At 64.7% G+C, this 22,325-nt stretch carries 25 protein-coding genes; 15 read left to right on the top strand and 10 right to left on the bottom strand.

All coding sequences use genetic code 11. The features are described from left to right. Positions 1–33 precede the first annotated feature (33 nt). Positions 34–435, top strand: coding sequence for a DUF1761 domain-containing protein (locus tag J2X11_RS10990; protein WP_309970713.1), 402 nt, complete (start codon positions 34–36; stop codon positions 433–435). Positions 436–500: 65 nt separating this feature from the next. Here the strand turns inward: J2X11_RS10990 and J2X11_RS10985 are convergent, their stop codons facing one another. After that, entirely contained in the window at positions 501–1,958 is a 1,458-nt protein-coding gene (locus J2X11_RS10985; protein WP_309970710.1) for a glycosyltransferase 87 family protein, read from the bottom strand. Between the two features lie 48 nt (positions 1,959–2,006). On the opposite strand from J2X11_RS10985, the gene J2X11_RS10980 reads away from it, so the two are divergent. From J2X11_RS10980 to J2X11_RS10970, 3 genes are read left to right on the top strand one after another with little or no spacing between them, the layout of a single operon-like run. Beyond that, positions 2,007–3,452 carry an AlkA N-terminal domain-containing protein gene (locus tag J2X11_RS10980; protein WP_309970707.1) on the top strand — a complete coding sequence of 482 codons (1,446 nt, stop codon included), beginning with the start codon at positions 2,007–2,009 and terminating at the stop codon, positions 3,450–3,452. Then, on the top strand, positions 3,449–3,913 hold the full coding sequence (locus J2X11_RS10975; RefSeq protein ID WP_309970704.1) for a methylated-DNA--[protein]-cysteine S-methyltransferase: 465 nt from the start codon (positions 3,449–3,451) through the stop codon (positions 3,911–3,913). The genes J2X11_RS10980 and J2X11_RS10975 overlap by 4 nt, the downstream gene beginning before the upstream one ends. A gap of 38 nt (positions 3,914–3,951) precedes the next feature. Continuing rightward, positions 3,952–4,386: a Rho termination factor N-terminal domain-containing protein gene (locus tag J2X11_RS10970; RefSeq protein WP_309970701.1), complete on the top strand. Its 435-nt coding sequence runs from the start codon at positions 3,952–3,954 to the stop codon at positions 4,384–4,386. On the opposite strand, the gene J2X11_RS10965 is transcribed toward J2X11_RS10970, so the two are convergent. Continuing rightward, complete coding sequence (locus tag J2X11_RS10965; RefSeq protein ID WP_309970699.1) at positions 4,387–5,103, bottom strand: IclR family transcriptional regulator; 717 nt, start codon at positions 5,101–5,103, stop codon at positions 4,387–4,389. A 56-nt stretch (positions 5,104–5,159) separates the two neighbouring features. Here J2X11_RS10965 and leuC point away from each other — a divergent pair, with 56 nt between their 5' ends. Further along, entirely contained in the window at positions 5,160–6,581 is a 1,422-nt protein-coding gene (leuC, locus tag J2X11_RS10960) for a 3-isopropylmalate dehydratase large subunit (RefSeq protein ID WP_309970696.1), read from the top strand. 2 nt (positions 6,582–6,583) lie between these two features. Further along, a complete protein-coding gene (gene leuD, locus J2X11_RS10955) occupies positions 6,584–7,183 on the top strand; it encodes a 3-isopropylmalate dehydratase small subunit (protein WP_309970693.1) in 600 nt (199 codons plus the stop codon). On the opposite strand, the gene J2X11_RS10950 is transcribed toward leuD, so the two are convergent. After that, on the bottom strand, positions 7,184–7,369 hold the full coding sequence (locus J2X11_RS10950) for a hypothetical protein (RefSeq protein ID WP_309970691.1): 186 nt from the start codon (positions 7,367–7,369) through the stop codon (positions 7,184–7,186). 43 nt (positions 7,370–7,412) lie between these two features. On the opposite strand from J2X11_RS10950, the gene J2X11_RS10945 reads away from it, so the two are divergent. Continuing rightward, the gene (locus J2X11_RS10945; RefSeq protein WP_309970689.1) at positions 7,413–8,165 is read left to right on the top strand and encodes a lysophospholipid acyltransferase family protein; all 753 of its coding nucleotides are present in this window, start codon (positions 7,413–7,415) and stop codon (positions 8,163–8,165) included. 2 nt (positions 8,166–8,167) lie between these two features. Further along, complete coding sequence (locus J2X11_RS10940) at positions 8,168–9,169, top strand: NAD(P)H-dependent glycerol-3-phosphate dehydrogenase (RefSeq protein WP_309970686.1); 1,002 nt, start codon at positions 8,168–8,170, stop codon at positions 9,167–9,169. A gap of 154 nt (positions 9,170–9,323) precedes the next feature. On the opposite strand, the gene J2X11_RS10935 is transcribed toward J2X11_RS10940, so the two are convergent. Beyond that, positions 9,324–10,391 carry a trans-sulfuration enzyme family protein gene (locus tag J2X11_RS10935; protein ID WP_309970682.1) on the bottom strand — a complete coding sequence of 356 codons (1,068 nt, stop codon included), beginning with the start codon at positions 10,389–10,391 and terminating at the stop codon, positions 9,324–9,326. A gap of 50 nt (positions 10,392–10,441) precedes the next feature. Here J2X11_RS10935 and J2X11_RS10930 point away from each other — a divergent pair, with 50 nt between their 5' ends. After that, the gene (locus J2X11_RS10930; RefSeq protein ID WP_309970680.1) at positions 10,442–11,500 is read left to right on the top strand and encodes a D-alanine--D-alanine ligase family protein; all 1,059 of its coding nucleotides are present in this window, start codon (positions 10,442–10,444) and stop codon (positions 11,498–11,500) included. Here the strand turns inward: J2X11_RS10930 and J2X11_RS10925 are convergent. Next, positions 11,497–11,931, bottom strand: a complete 435-nt coding sequence (locus J2X11_RS10925; protein WP_309970678.1) for a DUF3515 family protein — start codon at positions 11,929–11,931, stop codon at positions 11,497–11,499. The two genes, J2X11_RS10930 and J2X11_RS10925, sit on opposite strands and share 4 nt — an antisense overlap. 3 nt (positions 11,932–11,934) lie before the next feature. Next, on the bottom strand, positions 11,935–12,171 hold the full coding sequence (locus J2X11_RS10920) for an Lrp/AsnC family transcriptional regulator (protein ID WP_309970674.1): 237 nt from the start codon (positions 12,169–12,171) through the stop codon (positions 11,935–11,937). An 85-nt stretch (positions 12,172–12,256) separates the two neighbouring features. Here J2X11_RS10920 and J2X11_RS10915 point away from each other — a divergent pair, with 85 nt between their 5' ends. Then, positions 12,257–13,213 (top strand): thiamine-phosphate kinase, encoded by a 957-nt coding sequence (locus J2X11_RS10915; RefSeq protein ID WP_309970672.1) that lies wholly within the window; start codon positions 12,257–12,259, stop codon positions 13,211–13,213. Between the two features lies 1 nt (position 13,214). On the opposite strand, the gene J2X11_RS10910 is transcribed toward J2X11_RS10915, so the two are convergent. Both J2X11_RS10910 and rpmB read right to left on the bottom strand, forming a co-directional pair. Beyond that, on the bottom strand, positions 13,215–14,633 hold the full coding sequence (locus tag J2X11_RS10910; RefSeq protein ID WP_309970669.1) for an amidase: 1,419 nt from the start codon (positions 14,631–14,633) through the stop codon (positions 13,215–13,217). Positions 14,634–14,703: 70 nt separating this feature from the next. Then, complete coding sequence (rpmB, locus tag J2X11_RS10905; RefSeq protein ID WP_309972351.1) at positions 14,704–14,889, bottom strand: 50S ribosomal protein L28; 186 nt, start codon at positions 14,887–14,889, stop codon at positions 14,704–14,706. A 155-nt stretch (positions 14,890–15,044) separates the two neighbouring features. Between rpmB and J2X11_RS10900 the strand changes: the two genes are divergently transcribed. The 4 genes from J2X11_RS10900 (at position 15,045) to coaD (ending at position 19,866) form a co-directional block, all read left to right on the top strand. Further along, a complete protein-coding gene (locus J2X11_RS10900) occupies positions 15,045–16,631 on the top strand; it encodes a DAK2 domain-containing protein (protein WP_309970666.1) in 1,587 nt (528 codons plus the stop codon). Next, on the top strand, positions 16,631–18,769 hold the full coding sequence (gene recG / locus J2X11_RS10895; protein WP_309970664.1) for an ATP-dependent DNA helicase RecG: 2,139 nt from the start codon (positions 16,631–16,633) through the stop codon (positions 18,767–18,769). The genes J2X11_RS10900 and recG overlap by 1 nt, the downstream gene beginning before the upstream one ends. Positions 18,770–18,845: 76 nt before the next feature. Further along, positions 18,846–19,391 (top strand): 16S rRNA (guanine(966)-N(2))-methyltransferase RsmD, encoded by a 546-nt coding sequence (gene rsmD / locus J2X11_RS10890; RefSeq protein ID WP_309970661.1) that lies wholly within the window; start codon positions 18,846–18,848, stop codon positions 19,389–19,391. Position 19,392: 1 nt separating this feature from the next. Then, complete coding sequence (gene coaD, locus J2X11_RS10885; protein ID WP_309970658.1) at positions 19,393–19,866, top strand: pantetheine-phosphate adenylyltransferase; 474 nt, start codon at positions 19,393–19,395, stop codon at positions 19,864–19,866. Between the two features lie 71 nt (positions 19,867–19,937). Here the strand turns inward: coaD and J2X11_RS10880 are convergent, their stop codons facing one another. Together J2X11_RS10880 and dinB are read right to left on the bottom strand one after the other, a co-directional pair. After that, the gene (locus tag J2X11_RS10880) at positions 19,938–20,291 is read right to left on the bottom strand and encodes a hypothetical protein (RefSeq protein ID WP_309970655.1); all 354 of its coding nucleotides are present in this window, start codon (positions 20,289–20,291) and stop codon (positions 19,938–19,940) included. Between the two features lie 48 nt (positions 20,292–20,339). Further along, positions 20,340–21,539: a DNA polymerase IV gene (gene dinB, locus J2X11_RS10875; protein WP_309970653.1), complete on the bottom strand. Its 1,200-nt coding sequence runs from the start codon at positions 21,537–21,539 to the stop codon at positions 20,340–20,342. Between the two features lie 237 nt (positions 21,540–21,776). Between dinB and J2X11_RS10870 the strand changes: the two genes are divergently transcribed. After that, on the top strand, positions 21,777–22,322 hold the full coding sequence (locus J2X11_RS10870; RefSeq protein WP_309970650.1) for a YceD family protein: 546 nt from the start codon (positions 21,777–21,779) through the stop codon (positions 22,320–22,322). Positions 22,323–22,325: the final 3 nt, after the last annotated feature.

The raw sequence follows: 22,325 nt of genomic DNA, 5'->3' as shown, positions 1-22,325 counted from the left end.
GTTTGAGAGGTCTCGCGGGCGTACTTTCAGGCCATGGACAACATTTCGATTGTTGGCATCATCGTTGCGGCGCTGGCCTTTTTCTTCCTGGGCGGTGCTTGGTACACGGTTCTGTTCGGCAAGCCATGGCGAGCAGAGATGGGCATCTCCGAAGAGGATGCCGTCAACCAGAACCCCAGCCCGCTGATCTTCGCGTGGTCGATCTTGGTCTCGCTGGTCATCGCGTTCACTCTTGCCAAGCTGATTGGCGAGACGAGCGTCGAGTACGGCCTCAAGGTTGGTGCCGGAGTCGGCGCTGGCGTCGGAGCCGCGATCCTCGCGCAGAACTACGTGTATGAGCAGAAGTCGATCCGGTTCTGGCTCATCAACGCGGGCTACACGATCATCGGACTCGGAGTCATGGGCATCATCATCGGTGCCTTCCAAGCCCCCTGACTTCGGCTCACCACGCTTCGGGGCCTCGTCCCTCGGCCCCTCCCAGTCGGCCGCGGGCGGCCTCCTTAGCGGGCGGGTTTGCGTTCGCGTATGTCGAAGAAGCTGGCTTCGAACTTCACATCGTTGTGGAAGTTGGCGCGTATGTAGTCGCGATTGGTTTCGTCGAGGTACCAGGACTCGAGCGGGCCCATGACGACCGCATCAGCCTTCTCGAGCTGACCCTGAACCTCGCGCTGCCACGCCTCAGACCGGCGATCATCTTTGCTATTGATCATGTGAAAGCCATAGCCATCGATCTGGAAGCCGCAGCCATGAGCGAGGTTGCGTGACATGGTGTCGGACTCAACCAGGTACGAGGCGTTGAGGGTCCAGATGCAGTCGTACCCGGAGGTCGCGTCCACCAGTTTCGGACGGTCGACTGCCGTGAACTGTGTTCCCGAGATCGTCGTGAGCGCGGCGCCGGCGATGACCGGCACGGCCACGAGAGTCGCCGCACGCAGGTGCCGCATCGTGAGGACAAGCAGGCCACCCCAGAGCAAGGCGACCTGGGGGCCGACAAACGCGGCGTACGGCTTGTAGAACACCGGCGCCGTGAACAGCATGGTCAGCTGCACCACGACCACCATTGCCAACCATGCAGCATCGCTCCATTCGCGGGGATGGGAGCGACTCGCGAGGGCAACGACGAGCGGCGAAGCAATGGCGACCAGAACGGCTGCGACGAATAGGGCGCCTAACGTGCTGGTCTCACTGGAGCCCCCACTGACGAACATGTTGAGGACGACATTGAACGGTGGGAATTCTGATGGGCGTCCGAGCTGTTCCGTGACGACTGACTTCCAAGCCGCTCCTGGGTCGATGATGGCGAACGGACCGCAGACCACCGTGACCATGGCTGCGACTCCGGCAAGAAAGCGAAAAGCCGCGGCGCGGCCGTGCTTTGCCCAGATATAGGGCACGAACACTGGCACAAACACGACGGCCCACACCTTCGTGGCGCATGCGAAGCCAATGAAGAGTCCTGCTAGCAGGGTTCGCTTGGGCCAGCGCTGCAGCAGCAGCGCTGCAAACAAGAACATCGTGTTCACGATCGTCACGAGTTGCACATTGCCCTCGGGGATCGCCACAACGTTCCACGAGGCGTAGAACAGGCCCGCGCCGACGGCGGCGATCCGTCCGTACCGCCAAATCAGGGTCGTCACGATCACTGCGTTCAAGGCTGCGAGAGCAACGAACCCCATCCGGGCGAGGAACATCCCGGTGCTCTCGGTGAACACCGAACCGATTGCAACGAAAGGAGTCAGGACGGCCAGAATGCCCGGCGGGTGTAGGTGGATGAAGTCCGTATACGGCATGGACCCTTGCCAAAATGCCATCGTCGACGCGTAGTAAATGCATTCGTCAGCGTGCGTTTGGTACATCAGGGCGCCGTCTTGCCACAGCACGAATGTCCTGACGAAGAACGTGGCGCCGAACACCAACGCGGCTGCCGCGAGATACCGGGGATTGAGACGTCTCACCATGTCTGATTTCCGCTAGAAGTTGTCAGTGCTGGGACGCATGATGGACATATGCACACAGACCACGAGCGATGCTACCGGGCGGCTGAATCGCGCGATGCTCGATTCGACGGCGTCTTTTTCGTGGGCGTCAAGACGACCGGTATCTACTGCCGACCGTCCTGCCCGGCGGTGACGCCGAAGCGACAGAACGTGCTGTTCTACGCCTCGGCGGCTGCCGCTCAGGACGCGGGCTTCCGCGCCTGCCGTCGCTGCCGCCCCGACACCACGCCGGGCTCGCCGGAGTGGAACGTACGTGCCGACGCCGTCGGTCGCGCGATGCGGCTGATTGGAGACGGCGTCGTCGAACGTGAAGGTGTCGAAGGGCTGGCCAGCCGCCTTGGCTACAGCCAGCGTCACGTCACGCGCATGCTGACCCAGGAGCTTGGCGCCGGGCCACTCGCTCTCGCTCGCAGCAACCGTTCACATGCAGCACGTGTGCTCATCGAGACCACCGACATGCCGATGTCCGATATCGCATTCGCCTCGGGTTTCTCTTCGATCCGGCAGTTCAACGACTCCGTACGCCACGCGTATGCGTTGTCGCCGACGGATATGCGGGGGAGGCGTCGCGGTACGCCGACAGGTCACGTCACGCTGCGTCTTGCCGTACGGCAGCCGTTCCACGCGGACGGGCTGATCGAGTTCCTCGGCGGCCGAGCCATCACCGGTGTCGAGCGCGTCGAAGACCGTACGTACGCCCGCGTGCTGCGCCTGCCTCACGGGCTCGGCGTCGTACAACTGACGCTCCACGACGATCACGTCGCCTGCGAGCTCGAACTGGCCGACCTTCGCGACACCGCGGTTGCGGTTCAGCGGTGTCGGCGACTGCTTGACCTTGACTCCGATCCGCTCGCGATCGACGAGGTGTTGTCGGCCGATCCGCTGCTCGCACCGATGGTGGCTGCAGCGCCGGGACTACGGCTGCCGAGCCAGGTCGACGGATTCGAAGTCGCCGTACGCGCGATCGTCGGGCAGCAGGTCTCTGTTGTCGGTGCTCGTACGATCCTCGGCCGCTTCGCGGAGACGTACGGAACTGCCGTCACCTTCGACCTCGCCGCGGCGCACGGGCTCACCCACGCGTTCGCAACGCCAGAGGCACTGGCCGAGGCCGACGACACGTCGCTGAGCATGCCGCGATCACGTGCCCGGGCACTGATCGGCGTTGCCCAGGCAGTCGCCGACGGCAAGATCGAGCTCGATCCCGGCTCAGACCGCGAAGTCGTACGCGAAAGGCTCATCAACCTGCCCGGCATCGGCCCGTGGACGGCCGACTACATCAGCATGCGAGCCCTAGCCAATCCCGACGTCATGCTCGAGACCGACTTGATCATCAAGCGCATTCTCGAGCGCCACGGCGTCGACGCAGACCGAACCGAACGATGGAAGCCCTGGCGTTCCTACGCCGCAATGCACCTGTGGCGCAACAGCGCCGACCCTGAGAGGACTGAAGCATGAGCACACGATGGATGGACTCACCGATCGGTGGCCTGCGCATTCACGCGTCGGCCGGACTGATCACCGCGATCGACTTCGGCGCGGCCAAGCCGCGCAAGGAGCGCACGGCCGACCCGCTGCTCGACGAGGCAGAAGCGCAGCTGACCGCGTACTTCAACGGCGAGCTCAAGGACTTCAACCTGCCGCTCGCGAGTGAGGGATCGGAGTTCCAGAAGAAGGTATGGGGTGAGCTTCGGCGCATCCCGTACGGCGAGACCGCCAGCTATGGCGACATCGCCCGACGACTCGGCTACGAGCCGGTGATCTCGAGGGCTGTGGGTGCGGCCAACGGCGCCAACCCCATCCCGATCATCGTTCCGTGCCATCGCGTCATCGGCGCTGACGGCTCGCTGACCGGGTATGCCGGGGGACTGGATCGCAAGAAGATCCTGCTCGACCTCGAGACGCCGGGCTTGTTCTGAGTCACCTTTTGTTCATCTTGGACTGGCATGATCCCGCCATGGCGAAATCAAAGGACAAGAAGCCCAGCAAGTCCAAGAAGTCGAGCAAGCCCGGCGCAGATGAGTTGAAGGCCGCCAAGGCGACGATCAAGAAGCTCCAGGCGACGATCGCCCAGCTCGAGAAGGCGGCGAGCAAGGCTGCCAAGAAGGCCAGGGACAAGGCACCCAAGATCAAGGCGCCGACGGTCAAGGGCACCAAGCTCGTACCCAAGGACGTGGCTCCGAAGGCGGCAGCCAAGCCGGCATCCGCGCCGGCCAAGAAGGCAGCCCCAGCCAAGAAGGCAGCCCCAGCCAAGAAGGCAGCCCCAGCCAAGAAGGCAGCGCCTTCAGGAGACCCGCGTACGGTCGCGCAACTGCGCGCCCTCGCCAAGGCCAAGGGTGTCGCAGGCTATTCGTCGATGCGCAAAGACCAGCTGGTCGCCGCGCTCAAGTAGTTAGCTGCTGCGGCGGAGCGTCTGCGACAGGCGCTCTGCGGCAGCAACGACGGCCGGGGCGTGCATACGACCGGGCTGACGCGTGAGGCGTTCGAGCGGACCTGACACCGACACTGCGGCGACGACCTTGCCGGAGGGGGAGCGGACCGGCGCTGACACCGAGCCGACGCCGTTCTCGCGTTCGCCGACGCTCTGGGCCCAGCCACGACGGCGTACGGCCGACAACTCGGCAGCGGAGAACGTTGCCTTGAGCAGGCCCTTGTTCATGCGCTCGGGGTCTTCCCACGACAGCAGGATCTGCGCGGCAGAGCCGGCGTTCATGGTCAGCTGGCCACCAACGGGGATCGAGTCACGCAGGCCGGTAGGACGATCGGCGGCAGCAACACATACGCGGAAGTCACCCTGGCGGCGAAACAGCTGAGCCGACTCACCGGTGATGTCGCGCAGGCGAGCGAGTACAGGTCCGGCGGCAGCGAGGAGGCGGTCCTCGCCAGCGGCGGCAGCGAGCTCGCCCAGGCGCGGGCCGAGGATGAAGCGCCCTTGCATGTCGCGGGCGACAAGGCGATGGTGTTCGAGTGCAACGGCGAGACGGTGTGCCGTCGGGCGGGCGAGACCGGTGCTGGTCACCAGTCCGGCCAGCGTGGCGGGTCCTGGCTCCAAAGCAGCCAAGACAAGTGCCGCTTTGTCGAGAACGCCGACTCCGCTAGAGTTGTCCATGTCTTGATACTGCCGTATCGCATAGTGAGACGCAAGCCTGACGCACGAGGAGAATCATGGGCAAGACACTTGCCGAGAAGATCTGGGACGAACACGTCGTACGCAGCCACGAAGGCGAGCCCGACCTCCTTTATGTAGATCTCCACCTCATTCACGAGGTGACCAGCCCCCAGGCTTTCGACGGTCTCCGCATTTCCGGTCGCACGGTTCGCCGGCCCGACCTGACCCTCGCCACTGAGGACCACAACATCCCGACGACCGACCTCGACAAGCCGATCGCCGACCTCGTGTCGCGTACGCAGGTCGAGACGCTCCGCCGCAACTGCGAGGAGTTCGGTGTCCGCCTGCACCCCATGGGTGACATCGACCAGGGCATCGTCCACGTCGTCGGCCCGCAGCTCGGCCTGACCCAGCCCGGTATGACGATCGTGTGCGGCGACTCGCACACCTCGACGCACGGCGCTTTCGGCTCGATCGCATTCGGTATCGGTACGTCCGAGGTCGAGCACGTACTCGCCACACAGTCGCTCTCGCAGGCCAAGCCCAAGATGATGGCCGTCGAAGTTGTCGGCGACCTGCCCGTCGGCTCCACCGCCAAGGACTTGATCCTCGCGCTCATCACGCAGGAGACCACCGGCGGCGGCCAGGGCTACATCGTCGAATACCGCGGCGACGCGATCCGCGCACTGTCGATGGAAGCTCGCATGACGATCTGCAACATGTCGATCGAGTGGGGCGCCAAGGCCGGGCTCATCGCACCGGACCAGACGACGTACGACTACCTCAAGGGCCGCCCGAGCGCGCCGACCGGCGCCGACTGGGATGCCGCTGTCGCGCACTGGGACAGCTTGGTCACCGACGACGACGCCGAGTTCGACAAGACGATCACGATCGACGCGTCGACCATCACGCCGTTCGTCACCTGGGGCACCAACCCCGGCCAGGGCGTGCCGCTGTCGGGCAACGTTCCCGACCCGGCCTCGTTCGAGGACGACAACGAGCGCATCGCCGCCGAGAACGCCCTCGTCTACATGGGGCTCACCGCTGGCACGCCGATGAAAGACATCAAGGTCGACACGGTCTTCATCGGCTCGTGCACCAACGGTCGTATCGAGGACCTCCGCGTTGCGGCCTCGCTGATCGAAGGCCACAAGGTCGCCGCTGACACCCGGATCCTCGTCGTACCGGGATCCGTACGCGTACGTCTGCAAGCCGAGCAGGAAGGCCTCGACGTCATCTTCAAGGACGCCGGAGCCGAATGGCGTGGCGCTGGCTGCTCGATGTGCCTCGGCATGAACCCCGACCAGCTCGCGGTCGGTGAGCGCAGCGCGTCGACCTCCAATCGCAACTTCGAGGGACGTCAGGGCAAGGGTGGCCGTACGCACCTCGTCTCGCCCGATGTCGCCGTTGCAACAGGCATCCTCGGACACCTCGCCGGTCCTGCTGACCTGGCTGAGCTCGCAAAGGCAGGTAACTGACCATGGAGAAGTTCTCGTCTCACACTGGTGTTGGCGCCCCGCTTCGTCGCAGCAATGTCGACACCGACCAGATCATCCCCGCCGTGTGGCTCAAGAAGGTCACTCGCGACGGCTTCGAAGAGGGACTGTTCTCGGCTTGGCGCAACGATCCTTCGTTCGTGCTCAACCAGGACGCCTTCAAGAACGCGACCGTCCTCGTCGCCGGCCCCGACTTCGGTACGGGTTCGTCGCGCGAGCACGCCGTCTGGGCGCTGCAGAACTACGGCTTCAAGGTCGTCATCTCGCCGCGCTTCGGTGACATCTTCCGCGGCAACTCCGGCAAGGCCGGCCTGCTCGCGGCTCAGGTCGACGACAAGGTTGTCCAGCGTCTGTGGGACTACCTCGACGAGAACCCCGGCGCGTCGATCACGATCGATCTCGAGACTCGTACGGTCAAGGCCGGCGAGGGCCCCGACGCGATCGAGGACTCGTTCACGATCGACGACTACACGCGTTGGCGCCTGCTTGAGGGACTCGACGACGTCGGCATCACGCTGAGCCACGAGGACGACATCGTCGCGTACGAAGCGAAGCGCCCCAGCTTCAAGCCTGCAACGCTCTGATCAGTTCCATATCTTGATGCCGGTGATGGTGTCGCCGTCAGTCTCGACGAATACGCGCTGACCGACACGTAGGTGGCGGATGTGCTCTGCCAGTGTCGCCGCGCCGAATTCCATCGGCATGCCCTCGTCGGTCAGGAGCTTTCCTGAACGATCCGCGGGGTCGAAGCTGGAGACGGTGCCTTGCATGCCCTCACCCTAGTGGCGGTGGCTCGGGGTTAGGCTCGCCCTCATGCAGAAACGTGTCGTCCCGCGCACCACACGGGTCATCGCATTCTTCCTGCGTCCGCTGTTTCGGATCTTCTCAAAGCGTGACTATGCAGGGGTCGAGAATCTGCCCGAGGGCGGATATGTACTCGCGCCCAATCACCTCTCGCATCTCGATCCGCTGTTCATCGCGCTCTTCATGCTCGACAACAACGTGCCGCCGCGATTCCTCGGCAAGGACACGATCATGGACCTGCCCGTGATCGGTCGGATCCTCCGATCGGCGGAGCAGATCCCGGTCTATCGCAGCACCGAAGGCGCCGCTGAGTCGCTGCGTGCCGCCGTCGCAGCGGTCAATGACGGCCAGATCATCACGATCTACCCCGAGGGCACGATCACTCGCGATCCTGCCGCATGGCCGATGAGCGGCCGGACGGGCGCCGTACGCGTGGCGCTGGCGAGCGGCAAGCCGTTGATCCCGGTCATGCAGTGGGGCCCTCAGGCGGTCCTATGGCCGTACTCCAAGCGCCTCAGGCTTCTCCCGCGCAAGACGATCCACGTGCGGGTCGGCAAGCCGATGGACCTCAGCGCGTACGAAGGCAAGCCGCTCACCGAAGAGCTCCTTCATGCGGCAACTGACGAGCTGATGGACACCCTTACTGCCATGATGTCTGAGGTACGTGGAGAGCTTCCCTCGACACCGAGGATCGACATTCACACGTTGAGCAAGCCCCGGAGCAATTACAAGGGGCAGAACTACAAGCGATTGGACTCCTGACAATGGCCAAGACAGCCGTGATGGGTGCAGGGTCCTGGGGCACCGCGTTCGCTCTGGTGCTCGCTGATGCCGGCAACGACGTATGCATGTGGGGTCGCCGCGAAGAGCTCTGCGAGACGATCAACTCCAAGCACGAGAACACCGACTACCTTCCCGGCATCGCTCTCCCAGAGACCATCACAGCGACGCACAATCCGGCCAAGGCGCTCGAGGGTGCGGAGATCGTCGTGCTCGCCGTACCGTCACAGCAGCTGCGCTCGAACCTCGAGTCGTGGAGCAAGCACATCCCCGCCGACGCCGTCATGGTCAGCCTCATGAAGGGCGTCGAGCTCGGCACCCACAAGCGCATGAGCGAGGTCATCGCCGAGATCACTGGCGCCGGACCTGAGCGCATTGCCGTTGTCTCCGGCCCCAACCTTGCCAAGGAGATCGCCAACCGCGAGCCTGCCGCCAGCGTGGTGGCGTGCACCGATCAGGCGGTTGCTGAGCGCATCCAGAAGGCGTGCCACACAGCAGCATTCCGTCCCTACTCGATGACGGACGTGATCGGCTGCGAGCTTGCCGGCACCGCCAAGAACATCATCGGCCTCGCAGTCGGCGTGTGCGTCGGCCTCGGCTATGGCGACAACACGAAGGCGTCTGTGATCACGCGAGGCCTCGCGGAGGCAGCCCGGCTCGGCGCAGCAATTGGCGCTGATCCGGTCACGTTCATGGGTCTGGCGGGTATGGGCGACCTCGTCGCCACCTGCTCGTCGCCGCTGTCGCGCAACCGTACGTTCGGCGAGAAGCTCGGCGAAGGTATGTCGGTCGAGGAAGTGACGGCGCAGACCCGCCAGGTGGCTGAGGGCGTGAAGTCCTGCCAGTCCGTCAGCGAGCTCGCAGCCATGTATGGCGTCGAGATGCCGATCGTCGAGCACGTCGCGGCGCTGATCGCCGGCAAGATGACCCCGAACGAGCTCGTCTCAGCCCTGATCTCGCGACAGGCAAAGCCCGAAAAGGTCTAACCCCTCGCTCGCTAAGGAGCGAAGCGACTGGGAGGGGCGAGGAACGAGCCCCGAAGCGTGGTGAGTTCGAGGGCTCGAGCGAGCCTCTAGTCGCACGCCCCTTCGCTTCGCTCCCGCTCCTCGCAGAGCTCGTCGCTAGGGGGGCGGGGTGCGGCTAGTTCGTCGCGGCGAGGACGTTCTGGATATCGATCCAGAGGTCCTCAACATCTTCGATGCCGACCGAGAGTCGAATCAGTCCCTCTGGGACGGACTCAGACTCACCAGGGTGACGGCGACGGCGCTCCCACGTCGACTCCACACCGCCGAGGCTGGTGGCGTACGTGATGATGTCGCTCTGCTCAGTCATCTTCTGCGCGACCTGCGGGCCGCCGACGACTTCGAGAGCGATGATCGTGCCGAAGCCGGGGTAGCGCGACGAGCTGATGAGCCGGTGTGCCGACAGGCGCTTGTGCAGTTCCTTGGCGTTTGCCTCGGCGCGGTCGAGCCGAACGTGGAGCGTGCGGATGCCGCGAGCAGCCAGCCAGGTCTCCATGGCTCCGGGGATTGCGCCGAGCGTTGACCGGCGCTTCTCGATCGCCTTGTGGGCGCGTTCGCTGTTGGTGACGATCGCACCCAGCACCACGTCGCTGTGCCCTGACAGCAGCTTGGATGCGGAGTGGACGACGAAGTCGGCGCCGAGCTCGAGTGGGCGCTGGCGCAGGGGAGTGGCGAAGGTGTTGTCGACCGCGACCGCGGTGCCGGACTTGGCGGCGGCATGTGTGATGGCTTCGATATCGGCGATCTGGAGTCCCGGGTTGGTGGGCGACTCGATCCAGACGAGCGCAGCGCTCTCGGACGCGGCGATGATCTCGGCTGTGTTGTCCATGTCGACGAGGCGGAGCTCGATCTGACCGCGGCGCGCACGCTCCTTGAGCTGGTCGACCGTGCCGTAGTAGGCACCACGGGGGGCGACAACCACAGACTTGGCCGGCACGAGATCAAAGAGCGCAGTGGAGGCAGCTATGCCCGATGCGAACGCGAGCGCACGCCCACCTTCGAGGGCACCGAGCACCTGCTCAAACGAGTCCCAGGTCGGATTGCCGTGGCGTCCGTACTCGGACTGACCACCCGGAACCAGCGCGCTGGCAAGCGTGATCGGTGCGTTGAGCGGGCCCCCTGGCACGCGGTTTGGCCGTCCCGCGCCGACCGCAATGGTCGAGGGCGAGAGATCGTGTCCGTGCATGCGCCCCATTGTGACACTGACCGGTATCTTGGTCCGCAATGAGCCTCTCGATGGACCCCTCAGTCGACAAGCCCCGCCTGGCCGTGATCTTTGGCGGTCGTTCCAGCGAACATGGCGTCTCCTGCCTCACGGCGCGCGAGGTGCTCGCTGTGATCGATCGCGAGAAGTACGACGTACAGCCGATCGGCATCACCCGTGAGGGTGACTGGGTGTCCGAAACGGCCGAATGGCCGGACCTCGAGCCAGGCACGCTGCCCGAGGTGCGCGCCGGCAACGCCGCATTCACCTGGGAAGCTCTGCACGAGTTCGATGCCGTTTTCCCGCTGCTCCACGGCCCGTGGGGCGAAGACGGCACGATCCAGGGCCTGCTCGAGATGGCGAATGTCCGCTACGTCGGCGCCGGCGTCCTCGCCAGTGCCGTCGGTATGGACAAGCCGTTCACCAAGACCGTGTTCTCCGCTGGCGGTCTGCCGCAGATCCCGTACGTCACGATCCAGCTGTGGCAGTGGAAGAGCCAGCACGATCGGGTGATTGCCCGGATCAAGGCACTCGGCCTGCCGGTGTTCGTCAAGCCGGCCCGCGCAGGATCAAGCTCGGGCGTGATGATGGTCGACTCGTGGGACGAGCTCGACGGTGCCGTCGCCAAGGCTCAGGACTTCGATCCCAAGGTTGTCGTCGAAGCCGCCGCCAAGAACAAGCGCGAGCTCGAGTGCGCTGTCATGCAGCAGCCGGACGGTACGCCGATCGCCAGTGTCGTCGGCGAGATCACCGTCGCCGAAGAGTCCAACCATGAGTTCTATGACTTCGAGGCGAAGTACCTCGACGGCACCAGCGTCAACATCGTGCCCGCCGACATCTCGACGACGTTGAGCGAGCGGATCCGTACCTACGCGGTGCAGGCGTTCGAGGCGATCGGTGCCGAAGGCCTGGCGCGCGTCGACTTCTTCGACACATCAGACGGCCTGATCATCAACGAGATCAACACGATGCCCGGATTCACCCCATTCTCGATGTTCCCGTTGCTGTGGGAGGCGAGTGGTGTGCCGTACGCCGAGCTCGTCGATCGCCTGATCCAGCTGGCGCTCAACCGCGACACAGGTCTGCGCTAGACGCAGGCCTTGACCACCGGGTCGTGCTTGAGCACGGACGGTGCGATGTCGACCAATGCGTCGGCGGCCGGGTCGTATGCGGCCGGCACCTCGACGCTGATGAAGAACTGGCGACCGATCGTCGTGAACAGGTAGCCGTCCGCGATCTTCTCGGTGAACCAGCCGACATCGGCGACCATGTCGCAGCGTGATGTCGCCAGGAGCTCATCTGGCTTGGTGACGCCGCAGCGCAGGATGATCGCTGGATCACCCCATGCCGTGGCCTTCGAACCCTTCACGAGCACCTGCTTCTGACCCGCAACCTTCTGGACGCCGTCGGCGTACAGGGCTTTGCAGTCAGCGTCGGTGTCAGGCGTCGTGGGGTACGTGTCCACCACGAGCCCCGAACTGCACCCCGCGAGCAACAGCAGCGCGGGCAGGAGTCGCTTCACGCGTCAGATGCGCACAATCGGGCAGGTCAGCGTGCGGGTGATGCCGGGAACGCCCTGCACCTTGGTGACGACCATGGCGCCAAGCTCATCGACGCTGGCGCCCTCGGCGCGGACGATGACGTCGTACGGGCCGGTGACGTCCTCGGCCATCGTGACGCCCTCTATGTCGGCGATTGCCCGGGCGACATCGGCCGCTTTGCCGACCTCGGTCTGGACGAGGATGTAGGCCTGAACAGCCATCATGAAACTCCTTCGTGGGGGCGAGACTTGCCACGGTATCCGATGCCTCCCGCGTCCGACCCGCTACCTGCGCCACAATGCCCCTATGGACTCTGGTGCAGGTGGTGAACCGACAGTCGGTGAGGTTGGCGAATTCGGGCTGATCGAGTTGATCCGCCAGGGCATCGGCACCAGCAAGCACGTGTTGATCGGGCCTGGCGATGACGCCGCGTACCTAGCAACCAGTGACGGCAAGGTTCTCGTGTCGACCGATCTGCTGGTGGAGAACCGGCACTTCCGGCGCGACTGGTCGAGCCCGTACGAGATCGGTCGCAAGGCGGCCGCGTGCAACCTTTCGGACATCAACGCCATGGGAGGTGTGGCGACCGGGCTGACGATCGGCTTCGGAGCTCCCGCAGACCTGCCGGTGGCGTGGGCCGTCGACATGGTGCGAGGTTTCGAGGAGGAGTGCTCGAAGGTCGGCGCCCATATCGTCGGCGGTGACGTCACGGCGTCAGACCTGATCATCCTTGCGGTGACAGCACTCGGCGACGCCGTACGACCTGTGCGTCGCGATGGTGCACTGCCGGGCGATGTCGTCGCGTTCGCAGGCCAGCTCGGACTCGCTGGCGCCGGATTCGCTGCGCTCAGTCGCGGATTCCGCTCGCCGCGCGCCGCCGTGGATGCGCACCGAATCCCCACCCCGCCGTATGCGGCCGGGCCCCAGGCAGCGAATGCGGGAGCAACCGCAATGACCGACATCAGTGACGGGTTGCTGGCCGACCTCGGTCACATCGCTGAGTCCAGTGGTGTCGCCATCGACCTCACGTCGTCAGCGTTCACGCTTCCCGAGCCGGTTGTCACGGTCGGAGAGGCCCTTGGTGCAGACGGCATGGCGTTCATGCTCACCGGCGGCGACGACTACGCGTTGGTCGCCACATTCAGCTCCGAAACGACCCTGCCGAAGGGCTGGACGCGCATCGGCGTCGTATCCGACGGCTCGGGTGTGACAGTCGACGGCAAGCCGTACGAAGGCCCTGCGGGCCACCAGCACTGGCGCTAGATCAGCGCTGGATCTTGGCGAAGGGTTGGGCAGCCTCGAGCTCGTACGCGATCTCCAGCAGCGTCTGCTCGTCACCGTGATCAGCCGAGATGTGTACGCCGATCGGCATGTCCGCGGACGACCGACCGAGCGGTAGCGAGATTGCCGGTCCACCGGACGCGTTGTTGAGCGGGGTGAACGCTGCGTAGTTGATCAGGCGCTCGAAGACGACGGGGAAGTCGACGGCGGGGGACAGGTGTCCCAGCTCAGGCGTCGCGTAGGCGAGCGTCGGCGACAGAATCACGTCGACGTCCGCGAATGCCTGGTGATAGACCTGCGTCGATCGCTTGAGTCCGCGGATCGCGGCCGGAGTACGCCACGCATTGCGCTTGAACGTCTTGGCCAGTCCGCGGGTGAACGGATCGGTGAGGGTCTTGTCGAAGTCGGGGCTCATGACCCGCTTGCCGAAGTGCTGCGTTGAGAACGCCAGCATCGCCCAGTAGTGCTTGAAGTCCTCCATGAACTTCTGATCAACCGGGAGCTCGACCTCGACGACGTCGTGACCGAGCGACGTGAGGAGGCCAGCGGTGTGCTCGACCGCCTTGCGGGTGTCGTCGTCAGTGGAGAAACCGGTGATCGAGTCGACGATCAGGCCGATCTTCAGTCGACGATCCGACGGCCCTTCGACCAATCCGAGCTCGGGCATTCCGGCGGCGGCCTGGTGGATCTGGGTCGCAGCCATGAAGTGCGCGGTGTCGCGTACAGACCGCGTCACGACTCCGTTGGAGATGATGTCGACCGGCAGCGAGGCTGCGGCGTGAGCGGGTGCGACGCGACCGCGGGTGGGCTTGAGGCCCACGAGACCGCATGCGGCTGCCGGGATACGAATCGAGCCGCCGCCATCGTTGGCGTGGGCGATTGGTACGACGCCAGACGCCACGAGAGCTGCGGCGCCACCCGAGGATGCGCCTGCCGAGTAGCCGGTGTTCCAGGGGTTGCGGGTCGGCGGGAGCGTGGCGTACTCAGTGCTGGCGTTGAATCCGAACTCCGGCATCGTCGACTTGCCGAGCATGGTGAACCCGGCTGACAGGAACTGGTCAGTGAACGCTTCGTTCTTGGTTGCCACACGCGACTTCACCGCAAGTGAGCCCTGGTCGGTCGTGAGCCCTTCGACCTCGGTGTTGTCCTTGACGAAGCTGGGCACGCCGGACAGAAGTCCGGGGGCGGGGTTGTCGGCAGCCTTCAGTGCCCGATCGAAGTCGGGTACCTGAATGGCGTTGATGGCCGGGTTGACGGCCTCGGCGCGGGCGATCGCGGCTTCTGCAGCTTCGCGTGCGCTGATGGTGCCTGCAGCAATGGCAGCGGCGACCCCGACTGCGTCGAGGTCGCCGAGAGCGTCATCGGTGAAGGCGTGTACTCGGGAGTTGGTCTCGTTGGTCACGAGAAGACTCTAGACGGCGATCCGTAGGACCACTCGCCGTTCGACCGGTACAGGTCCAGAGAGAAACGAGTTAGCGGCTGACCTTGCCGGCCTTGAGGCACGACGTGCAGACATTGACGCGCTTCGGGGTGCCCTCAACCACAGCGCGAACACGCTGGATGTTGGGATCGAAACGACGCTTCGTGCGTCGGTGCGAGTGGGAGACGTTGTGGCCGAAGCCGGGTCCCTTGCCGCACACATCACAAACCGCAGCCACGGCGAACTCCTGTTGAATCAGATTGCTTGGACGAATGTGGGTGCCGCCGACGCATGCATCAGCAGACAACCGCTCAAGAATAGCCGATCACTCGACGCTGACGCGAATCGCGTTGGGTCCGCTGGGTGCGCGGTGGTGACCGATAGCCTCGCCCCATGGGCCTCACCCTCAACTCCACGGCGTTTCGGGCGTGGACTCAGCTGTGCGCTGAAGCCCTTTCTGTCGCTCGGGCCGAGATCGATGCCCTCAACGTGTTCCCGGTCCCTGATGGCGACACCGGCACGAACGCGTACCTGACCTTCGTGTCCGGCGCAGACGCAGTCAACGCGCTTCCCAGGGGCACGGAGCTTCAGGCGCTGGTCAAGGCGTACGTCGATGGGCTGCTCACGGGCGCCAAGGGCAATACCGGCGTGATCCTGTCGCAGCTCGTACGCGCCTGCTTCTCTGACCTCGACCTCGCGAGCAACGTGACTGCCACCGATGTTGCTGCGTCGTTCGTCGCCGCCGCCGACGCTGCGTATGCCGCGGTCGGCGTACCGGTCGAGGGCACGATCCTCTCGGTGGCCCGCGCTGCTGCCGTCGGAGCCACGGAGGCTGCTGAGGCAGGCGTCGATGGCCGTACGGTCTTCGGCAAAGCCGCCAACTCGGCTCGCGTTGCATTGGCGCGCACACCGGAGCAGATGGAAGTGCTGGCCCGCGCTGGCGTCGTCGACGCAGGCGGCCGTGCGCTGGTCGTCGTGCTCGATGCCACGGAGCAAGCCCTCACCGGACGCGTGCCGGAGAAGGTCACCGCGCCCGTGCCCGTGCCGGTTCTCGTACCCGGCGATGACCTCAGCGCCGATGGACCCTCGTACGAGGTGATGTACCTGCTCGATGCGGATGACGACGCGATCCCTGAGTTGCGAGCGAAGCTGCTGCCGCTTGGCGACTCGCTCGTCGTGGTCGGCGGCGACCGGCTCTGGAACATCCACGTGCACGTCGACGACGTGGGTGCTGCGATCGAGGCCGGAATCGCGGCCGGTCGGCCCTACCGGGTCACCGTCACCCACTTCGCCGACCAGATCGCGCAGCGCCCCAAGGGCGGGCGCGTGGTTATCGCTGCGACAACAGGCGCTGGTCTCACGGCGCTGTGCGAGGAAGCCGGAGCGCAACCGCTCGCATTTACGCGCGAAGCGCCGCTGACGGTCGCCGCAATGAGTGCATCGCTCAAGGACTCGGGCGCCGACGAGATCATCGTGCTGCCCAACAACTACCGCTACATCGGCCAGTTTGAAGCCGCAGCGCAGGCGGCGCGACAGGACGGCATACGTGTGGCTGTCATCCCGACCACCGCCCAAGTGCAGGGACTCGCAGCGTTGGCCGTTCACGATCCGGGCCTTGGCTTTGACGAGGTTGTCGTTGCCATGTCGAGCGCTGCCGCGCATACGCAGCACGGCGCCGTCACGATCGCGACCGAGCCCGGTATGACGATGGTCGGACCGTGCAAGCCAGGTGACGTACTCGGCGTGATCGCCGGTGACTTCGCGGTTGTCGGCAACGACGTGTTCGAGGTGACCGTCGAAGTGCTCGATCGCATCCTGTCGCCGGGCGGCGAGATGGTGACCGTCGTGCTTGGCGAGGGCGGCGCCGACGGCGTCGAGGCGCACCTGACCGAGCACCTGCGCCAGGCCCGACCGGACGTCGACCTCGTGGTCTATGACGGGGGCCAGGAGAACTACCCGCTCTTCATCGCGGTCGAGTGATGGTCGGCCTCGACACCAAGCTCGGCAACATCCTTGGCGACAAGACGGCCAAGCCATTGGCCACGGCGTTCGAGATGAAGACCGTCGGCGATCTGCTGCGGCACTACCCGCGCCGGTACGCCGAGCTCGGCAAGCTCACCGATCTCTCCGAGCTGGTGGTCGGCCAGCACGTCACGATCATGGCCCGCATTGACTCGGTCAAGAACCACTCGTTCGGGTCGGGCGGTCGGCGTACGCGTACGGAGGTTGTCGTCACGGACGGCACCGGATATCTCACGCTGACGTTCTTCCAGCAGGCCTGGCGGCTCAAGTCGATGGTCCCCGGCACGCTGGGTCTCGCTGCCGGTGAGGTGACCGAGTTCAACCGCAAGCTCCAGCTCACGCACCCCGACTGGGAGTCGATCGAAGCGTCCGACGATCCGACCGAGGCGAGTCGGCTGAGCCGCGGCATCATCCCGATCTACAAGGCCACCGCCAAGATGGCGACCTGGAAGATCGAACGCTGCGTCGGTATGTGCCTCGATGCAATCGACCCAGTCGCTGATCCGCTGCCAACCGACGTACGAGACCCGCGTGGGTTCTTTGACCTGATGGGCTCGTTCGAGGCAATCCACCGTCCTCGCAATGCGAAGGACTGGCAGCGTGCTCGAGATCGCTTCCGGTTCGAGGAAGCGTTCGTCGTACAGACCGTGTTCGCGCAGCGGCGTCTCGCGGTCGAGAACGAGCGCGCGAAGGCGCGACCAGTCGCGCCGGGGGGACTGCGCGAGCGGTTCGAGCAGCAGCTCCCGTTCACGTTGACTGCCGGTCAGAGCGGGGTTCTCGCTGAGATTGCCGCGGACATCGAGAAACCCCATCCGATGCACCGACTGCTCCAGGGCGAGGTGGGTTCCGGTAAGACGATCGTGGCTCTGCTCGCGATGCTCCAGGTCATCGACTCAGGCGGCCAAGCGGCCCTGCTCGCGCCCACAGAAGTACTGGCATCGCAGCACTATCGGGCAATCACCGGGCTGCTGGGGGATCTTGCCAAAGGCGGCATGCTCGGCGGCGCCGATGGGGCCACCCGCGTACGGCTGCTGACTGGCTCGATGGGTGCCAAGGCGCGCAACGAGTCGCTCCTCGATGCTGCGTCCGGCGAAGCCGGGATCGTGGTTGGTACGCATGCCTTGATCCAGGATCACGTGCAGTTCGCCGAGCTTGGACTCCTTGTTGTCGACGAGCAACACCGCTTTGGCGTCGAGCAACGGTCAGCGCTGGTCGACCGCGCCGAAGTGACGCCCCACGTACTCGTCATGACTGCAACGCCGATCCCACGAACCATCGCGATGAGCGTCTTCGGCGACCTCGAAGTGTCGACGCTGCGAGAGCTCCCGGCAGGGCGCCAACCGATCCAGACCACCGTCGTACCGTCTGATCGCCGTTCATGGCTCGACCGCGCGTGGGAACGCGTACGTGAAGAAGTCGGCAACGGCCGTCAGGCGTACGTCGTGGTCTCGCGCATCGGTGAGGGCGGCGAGGTCGATGACAAGGACACCCGCTCGCTGGTCGAGCTGGCAGATGAGCTGACAGCTGGGCCGCTCCAGGGTCTGCGAGTTGGCAGCCTTCACGGCCGCATGAGTTCTGAGGAGAAGGACGCAGCCATGAACTCGTTCTCCGGCGGCTCTCTCGACGTACTCGTCGCAACGACGGTCGTCGAGGTTGGCGTCGACGTACCCAACGCCACCGTCATGGTGATCATGGACGCCGATCGATTCGGAATGTCGCAGCTTCACCAGCTACGAGGACGCGTGGGACGAGGCAGCGAGAAGGGTCTCTGCCTGTTGGTGACGTCAGCCGAGGAGGGCTCGCCGGCACGCGAGCGCCTTGATGCAGTCGCCGGCACCAATGACGGCTTCGAGCTCTCGCGGCTCGACGTCGAGCTCCGTCGCGAAGGTGACGTCTTGGGCGCCCGTCAATCCGGTGTGCGTTCGAGCCTGCGCCTGCTGTCGGTCGTACGCGACGGTGAAATCATTGATGAAGCGCGTACTGCTGCCGAACTTGTGGTCGCCGCCGATCCGTCGCTGTCGTGCCACCCAGCACTCGCCGATGCCGTCGCCGATCTGGAGCGTTCCGAGCAAGCCGACTACCTGGAGCGCACATGACCGAGCGCCAGCGAGGTCACGACAAGGCTGTCATGTCGTCGTTTCCGTACGCTCCTTTTCCGACGGAGATGACGACATGACCCGCATCATCGCCGGCGCGTACGGCGGACGACAGATCAAGACACCCAAGGGCGACGGAACGAGGCCGACGAGCGATCGAGTCCGCGAGGCGCTGTTCTCATCGCTCGAGTCCGAGCTGGGTGGCTTCGACGGCTTGCGCGTACTCGACCTCTTCGCCGGATCGGGCGCCCTTGGCCTCGAGTCGCTTTCGCGGGGAGCGATCCACGCCACGTTCGTCGAATCGGATGCTCGAGCCGCGGCGGTCGTGAAGCAGAACATCGAAGCGCTGGGTGCGCCCGGAGTCGTCGTCCGTACGACAGTCGAGCGCTATCTGACCACCTTGCCCGGCGAGCCCTTTGATCTGGTCTTCCTCGACCCGCCGTACGCGGTGACGACAGATGCCGTCTCGGAGTTCGTATCGTCGCTCACCGACGTCTGGACGGCGCCAGACGCGCTGTTTGTCGTCGAGCGCTCCACCCGCGATCCCTTCGTGTGGCCAGAGGGTGTCGAAGGTCTCAGGAACAAGAAGTACGGAGAGACGACGCTTTGGTACGGTCGCTGACATGACGAAGGTCGTGTGCCCCGGCTCGTTTGACCCCGTGACCAATGGTCACCTCGACATCATCGAACGCGCTGCGCGCCTGTTCGACGAGGTTGTCGTTGCGGTGCTGGTCAACGAGTCAAAGCAGGGACTGTTCTCGATCGAGGAGCGCAAGGACCTGTTGGCCGAGGCCACCTCGCACCTGCCCAATGTCTCGGTCGCTTCGTTCAAGGGTCTTTTGGTCGACTTCTGCACCGCCAACGGCATCGCTGCGATCGTCAAGGGTCTGCGCGCTGTCACGGACTTCGACTACGAGCTCCAGATGGCGCAGATGAACGGCAGCCTCACCGAGGTCGACACAGTGTTCATCCCGACGACTCCCGAGTACTCGTTCCTCGCATCAAGCTTGGTCAAGGAAGTTGCCAAGCACGGTGGAGACGTTTCTGGCCTCGTCCCCGACTTCGTCCTGGACAAGCTCAAAGCCAAATTCGCTTAGGCGGGTACTCCGTTCCCTAAGGAGGCCGTCCGCGGCCGACTGGGAGCGAGCTCCCTCCCGCGACTTCGTCGCTAGGGGCCGGAAAGTTCGGCGATCAGGGCTTCGGCCAGCGCTCTTGCTGCGTCGGGGTCGACGTATGGGGGAGCGAGACAGCCGGTCTCCAGGTCCTCCAACGAAACCCCGTCGGGCACGACAGCTGTGTCGCCACGCTGCGCGACATGACGTGAGCGTTCGTGGACGATCAGCTCGTGAGTCGCTCGCTGGCAGTCACCGCTCTGCTTGATGTCAGCGAGAGTGACGACGACCGATTCCCAGAGCGCCTGGCGCACTTCGTCGGAGAACTCGGTGGTCTGGAGGAGTTCGCAGCGGTAGACGACGCGGCGCAGCTCAAGCACCACGGTGTTGCGATCTACTCCCTCTCCCATTGAAAGATGCTACGAGCGCGGCAGGTTCGCCGTGGCGAAACGTCCGGATCAGTCGGGCAGGATCGGCATGGCATCTCGATCGGGCCGCCCGACTTGCACGGCCCGGCGGAGCGACTTCGAACCGAACTTGTCGCGGATGGCGTCGACTGCGTCATCGATCGTCGCCCCGCCGACCACGTCGATCGGCAGCGCGAGTTGCATTGGGTTGTCGTCGAGCGATCCAACCGAGACGCCGATCAGGGTGATGCCCTTCTCGGCAATCGCCGCTGCGCGTGAGGCAAGCAGTTGGCGAGCGACATCGAGGATCGTCAGCGTATGAGCGGTGGGACGCGGCAACGTATGCGAACTCGTTGAGCGGGTGAAGTCACCGAACCGCAGCCGGATGGTGACCGTACTTCCCGTACGACCCGCTGTTCGCATGCGACCAGCGACGCGGTCGACGAGTCCCAGCAGGGTCAGATCCAGCTCTTCGGCGGTGTGATGGCCGCGGCCGATCGCGTGCTGAGCTCCCATGGAACCTCGGCGCTTGCCCACGACCACAGGCCGTGGGTCACGGTTGTGCGCCAACGCATGCAGGTGATGGCCACTGCCAGGTCCGAGCAGCTGGACCAGCTCGCCTTCGTACATCGCTGCGACATCGCCGACCGTGTTGATGCGTGCTGCCCGAAGCTTGCCCGAGGTGACCTTGCCAACGCCCCACAGCCGCTCGACCGGCAGCGCGTGCAGGAAGTGCAGCTCGCGCTCGATCGGCACGACCAAAAGACCCTCGGGCTTGGAGACGGCGCTGGCGACCTTGGCGAGGTACTTCGTACGCGCCACACCGACCGAAATCGGCAAACCGACGCGCTCCATGACGTCCACACGGAGCTGAGCGGCGATCTCTGACGGCAGCCCGCGTATGCGCCGCAGCCCTCCAACCTCGAGGAATGCTTCATCGATCGACAATCCTTCGACCATCGGCGTCGTGTCGTGAAAGACGTCGAAAACATCGCGGCTGGCCTGCGTATATGCGTGCATACGCGGTGGCACGACGATCGCGTCAGAACAGATGCGCAGCGCCTGGCGCCCACCCATCGCCGTACGTACGCCGGCACGCTTGGCCTCGTACGAAGCGGCCATCACGACACCGCCGCCGACGATGACCGGCCGGCCCCGCAAGGACGGGTCATCACGCTGTTCGACCGAGGCGAAGAACGCGTCGAGGTCAGCGTGCAGCACTGTGCCCTCGGTCAGTGTGCTTTCACCCATGCCAGCATCGTGTCATCGAGGGCTGACACTAGGTTTCGACCTTCCTGGCGCCTTCGGCGCGGCACGCTCAACCTCGAGTGACGCCGCTCGCAGGGCTCGCTTGGTCACTCGATTGGCTCAGGCGTGGCTCCGCGGGTTACGATTCTCTTCGGCCTGCTTGCGGGTCGAAGATTTGTCGTGCATCTGGATGGATGGTCAAACGTGCTGTCGGGACCTCTGGTTTTCGATACCCATGAGATGGGTCGCAAACCGGGCGCCGAACGTACTTTCACCGTCACGATAGAAGCACCGGCAGATTTGGGTTACGACGTCTACGGCGTGCCCGAGGGTTCCAAGGTGGATATCGAGCTTCGGCTCGACGCCATCATGGAAGGCATCCTGGCAACAGGGACCGCCTCGGCGCGAGCAACAGGTGAGTGCGTACGGTGCCTGGACTCGATCGACAACGCTGTTGTCATCGGATTCACGGAACTTTACCTCTACGACGATGCACCCGAAGATCAGAAATCTGAAGACAGTTTCATCCTTGAGGACGAGCTACTCGACCTCGAAACCGCACTGCGGGACGCGGTGGTGCTTGCACTGCCGCACAACCCATTGTGTGGTCCGGACTGTCCGGGATTGTGTGCTGAATGTGGCGCTCGACTCGCGGACGATCCAGATCACACACACGGTGACGCGATCGACCCTCGTTGGTCGGCGTTGAGCCAGCTGGCGGACCAACCGGTCCGGACAGCCGAGACATCAGAGTCGGGGAACGTTCCCGATGACAGCAAGGAGTAGATC

The organism is Aeromicrobium panaciterrae, assembly GCF_031457275.1.
GTDB lineage: Bacteria > Actinomycetota > Actinomycetes > Propionibacteriales > Nocardioidaceae > Aeromicrobium > Aeromicrobium panaciterrae_A.
The sequence above is the reverse complement of the archived record's forward strand: the minus strand, read 5'-3'. Positions and strand labels throughout refer to the sequence as shown.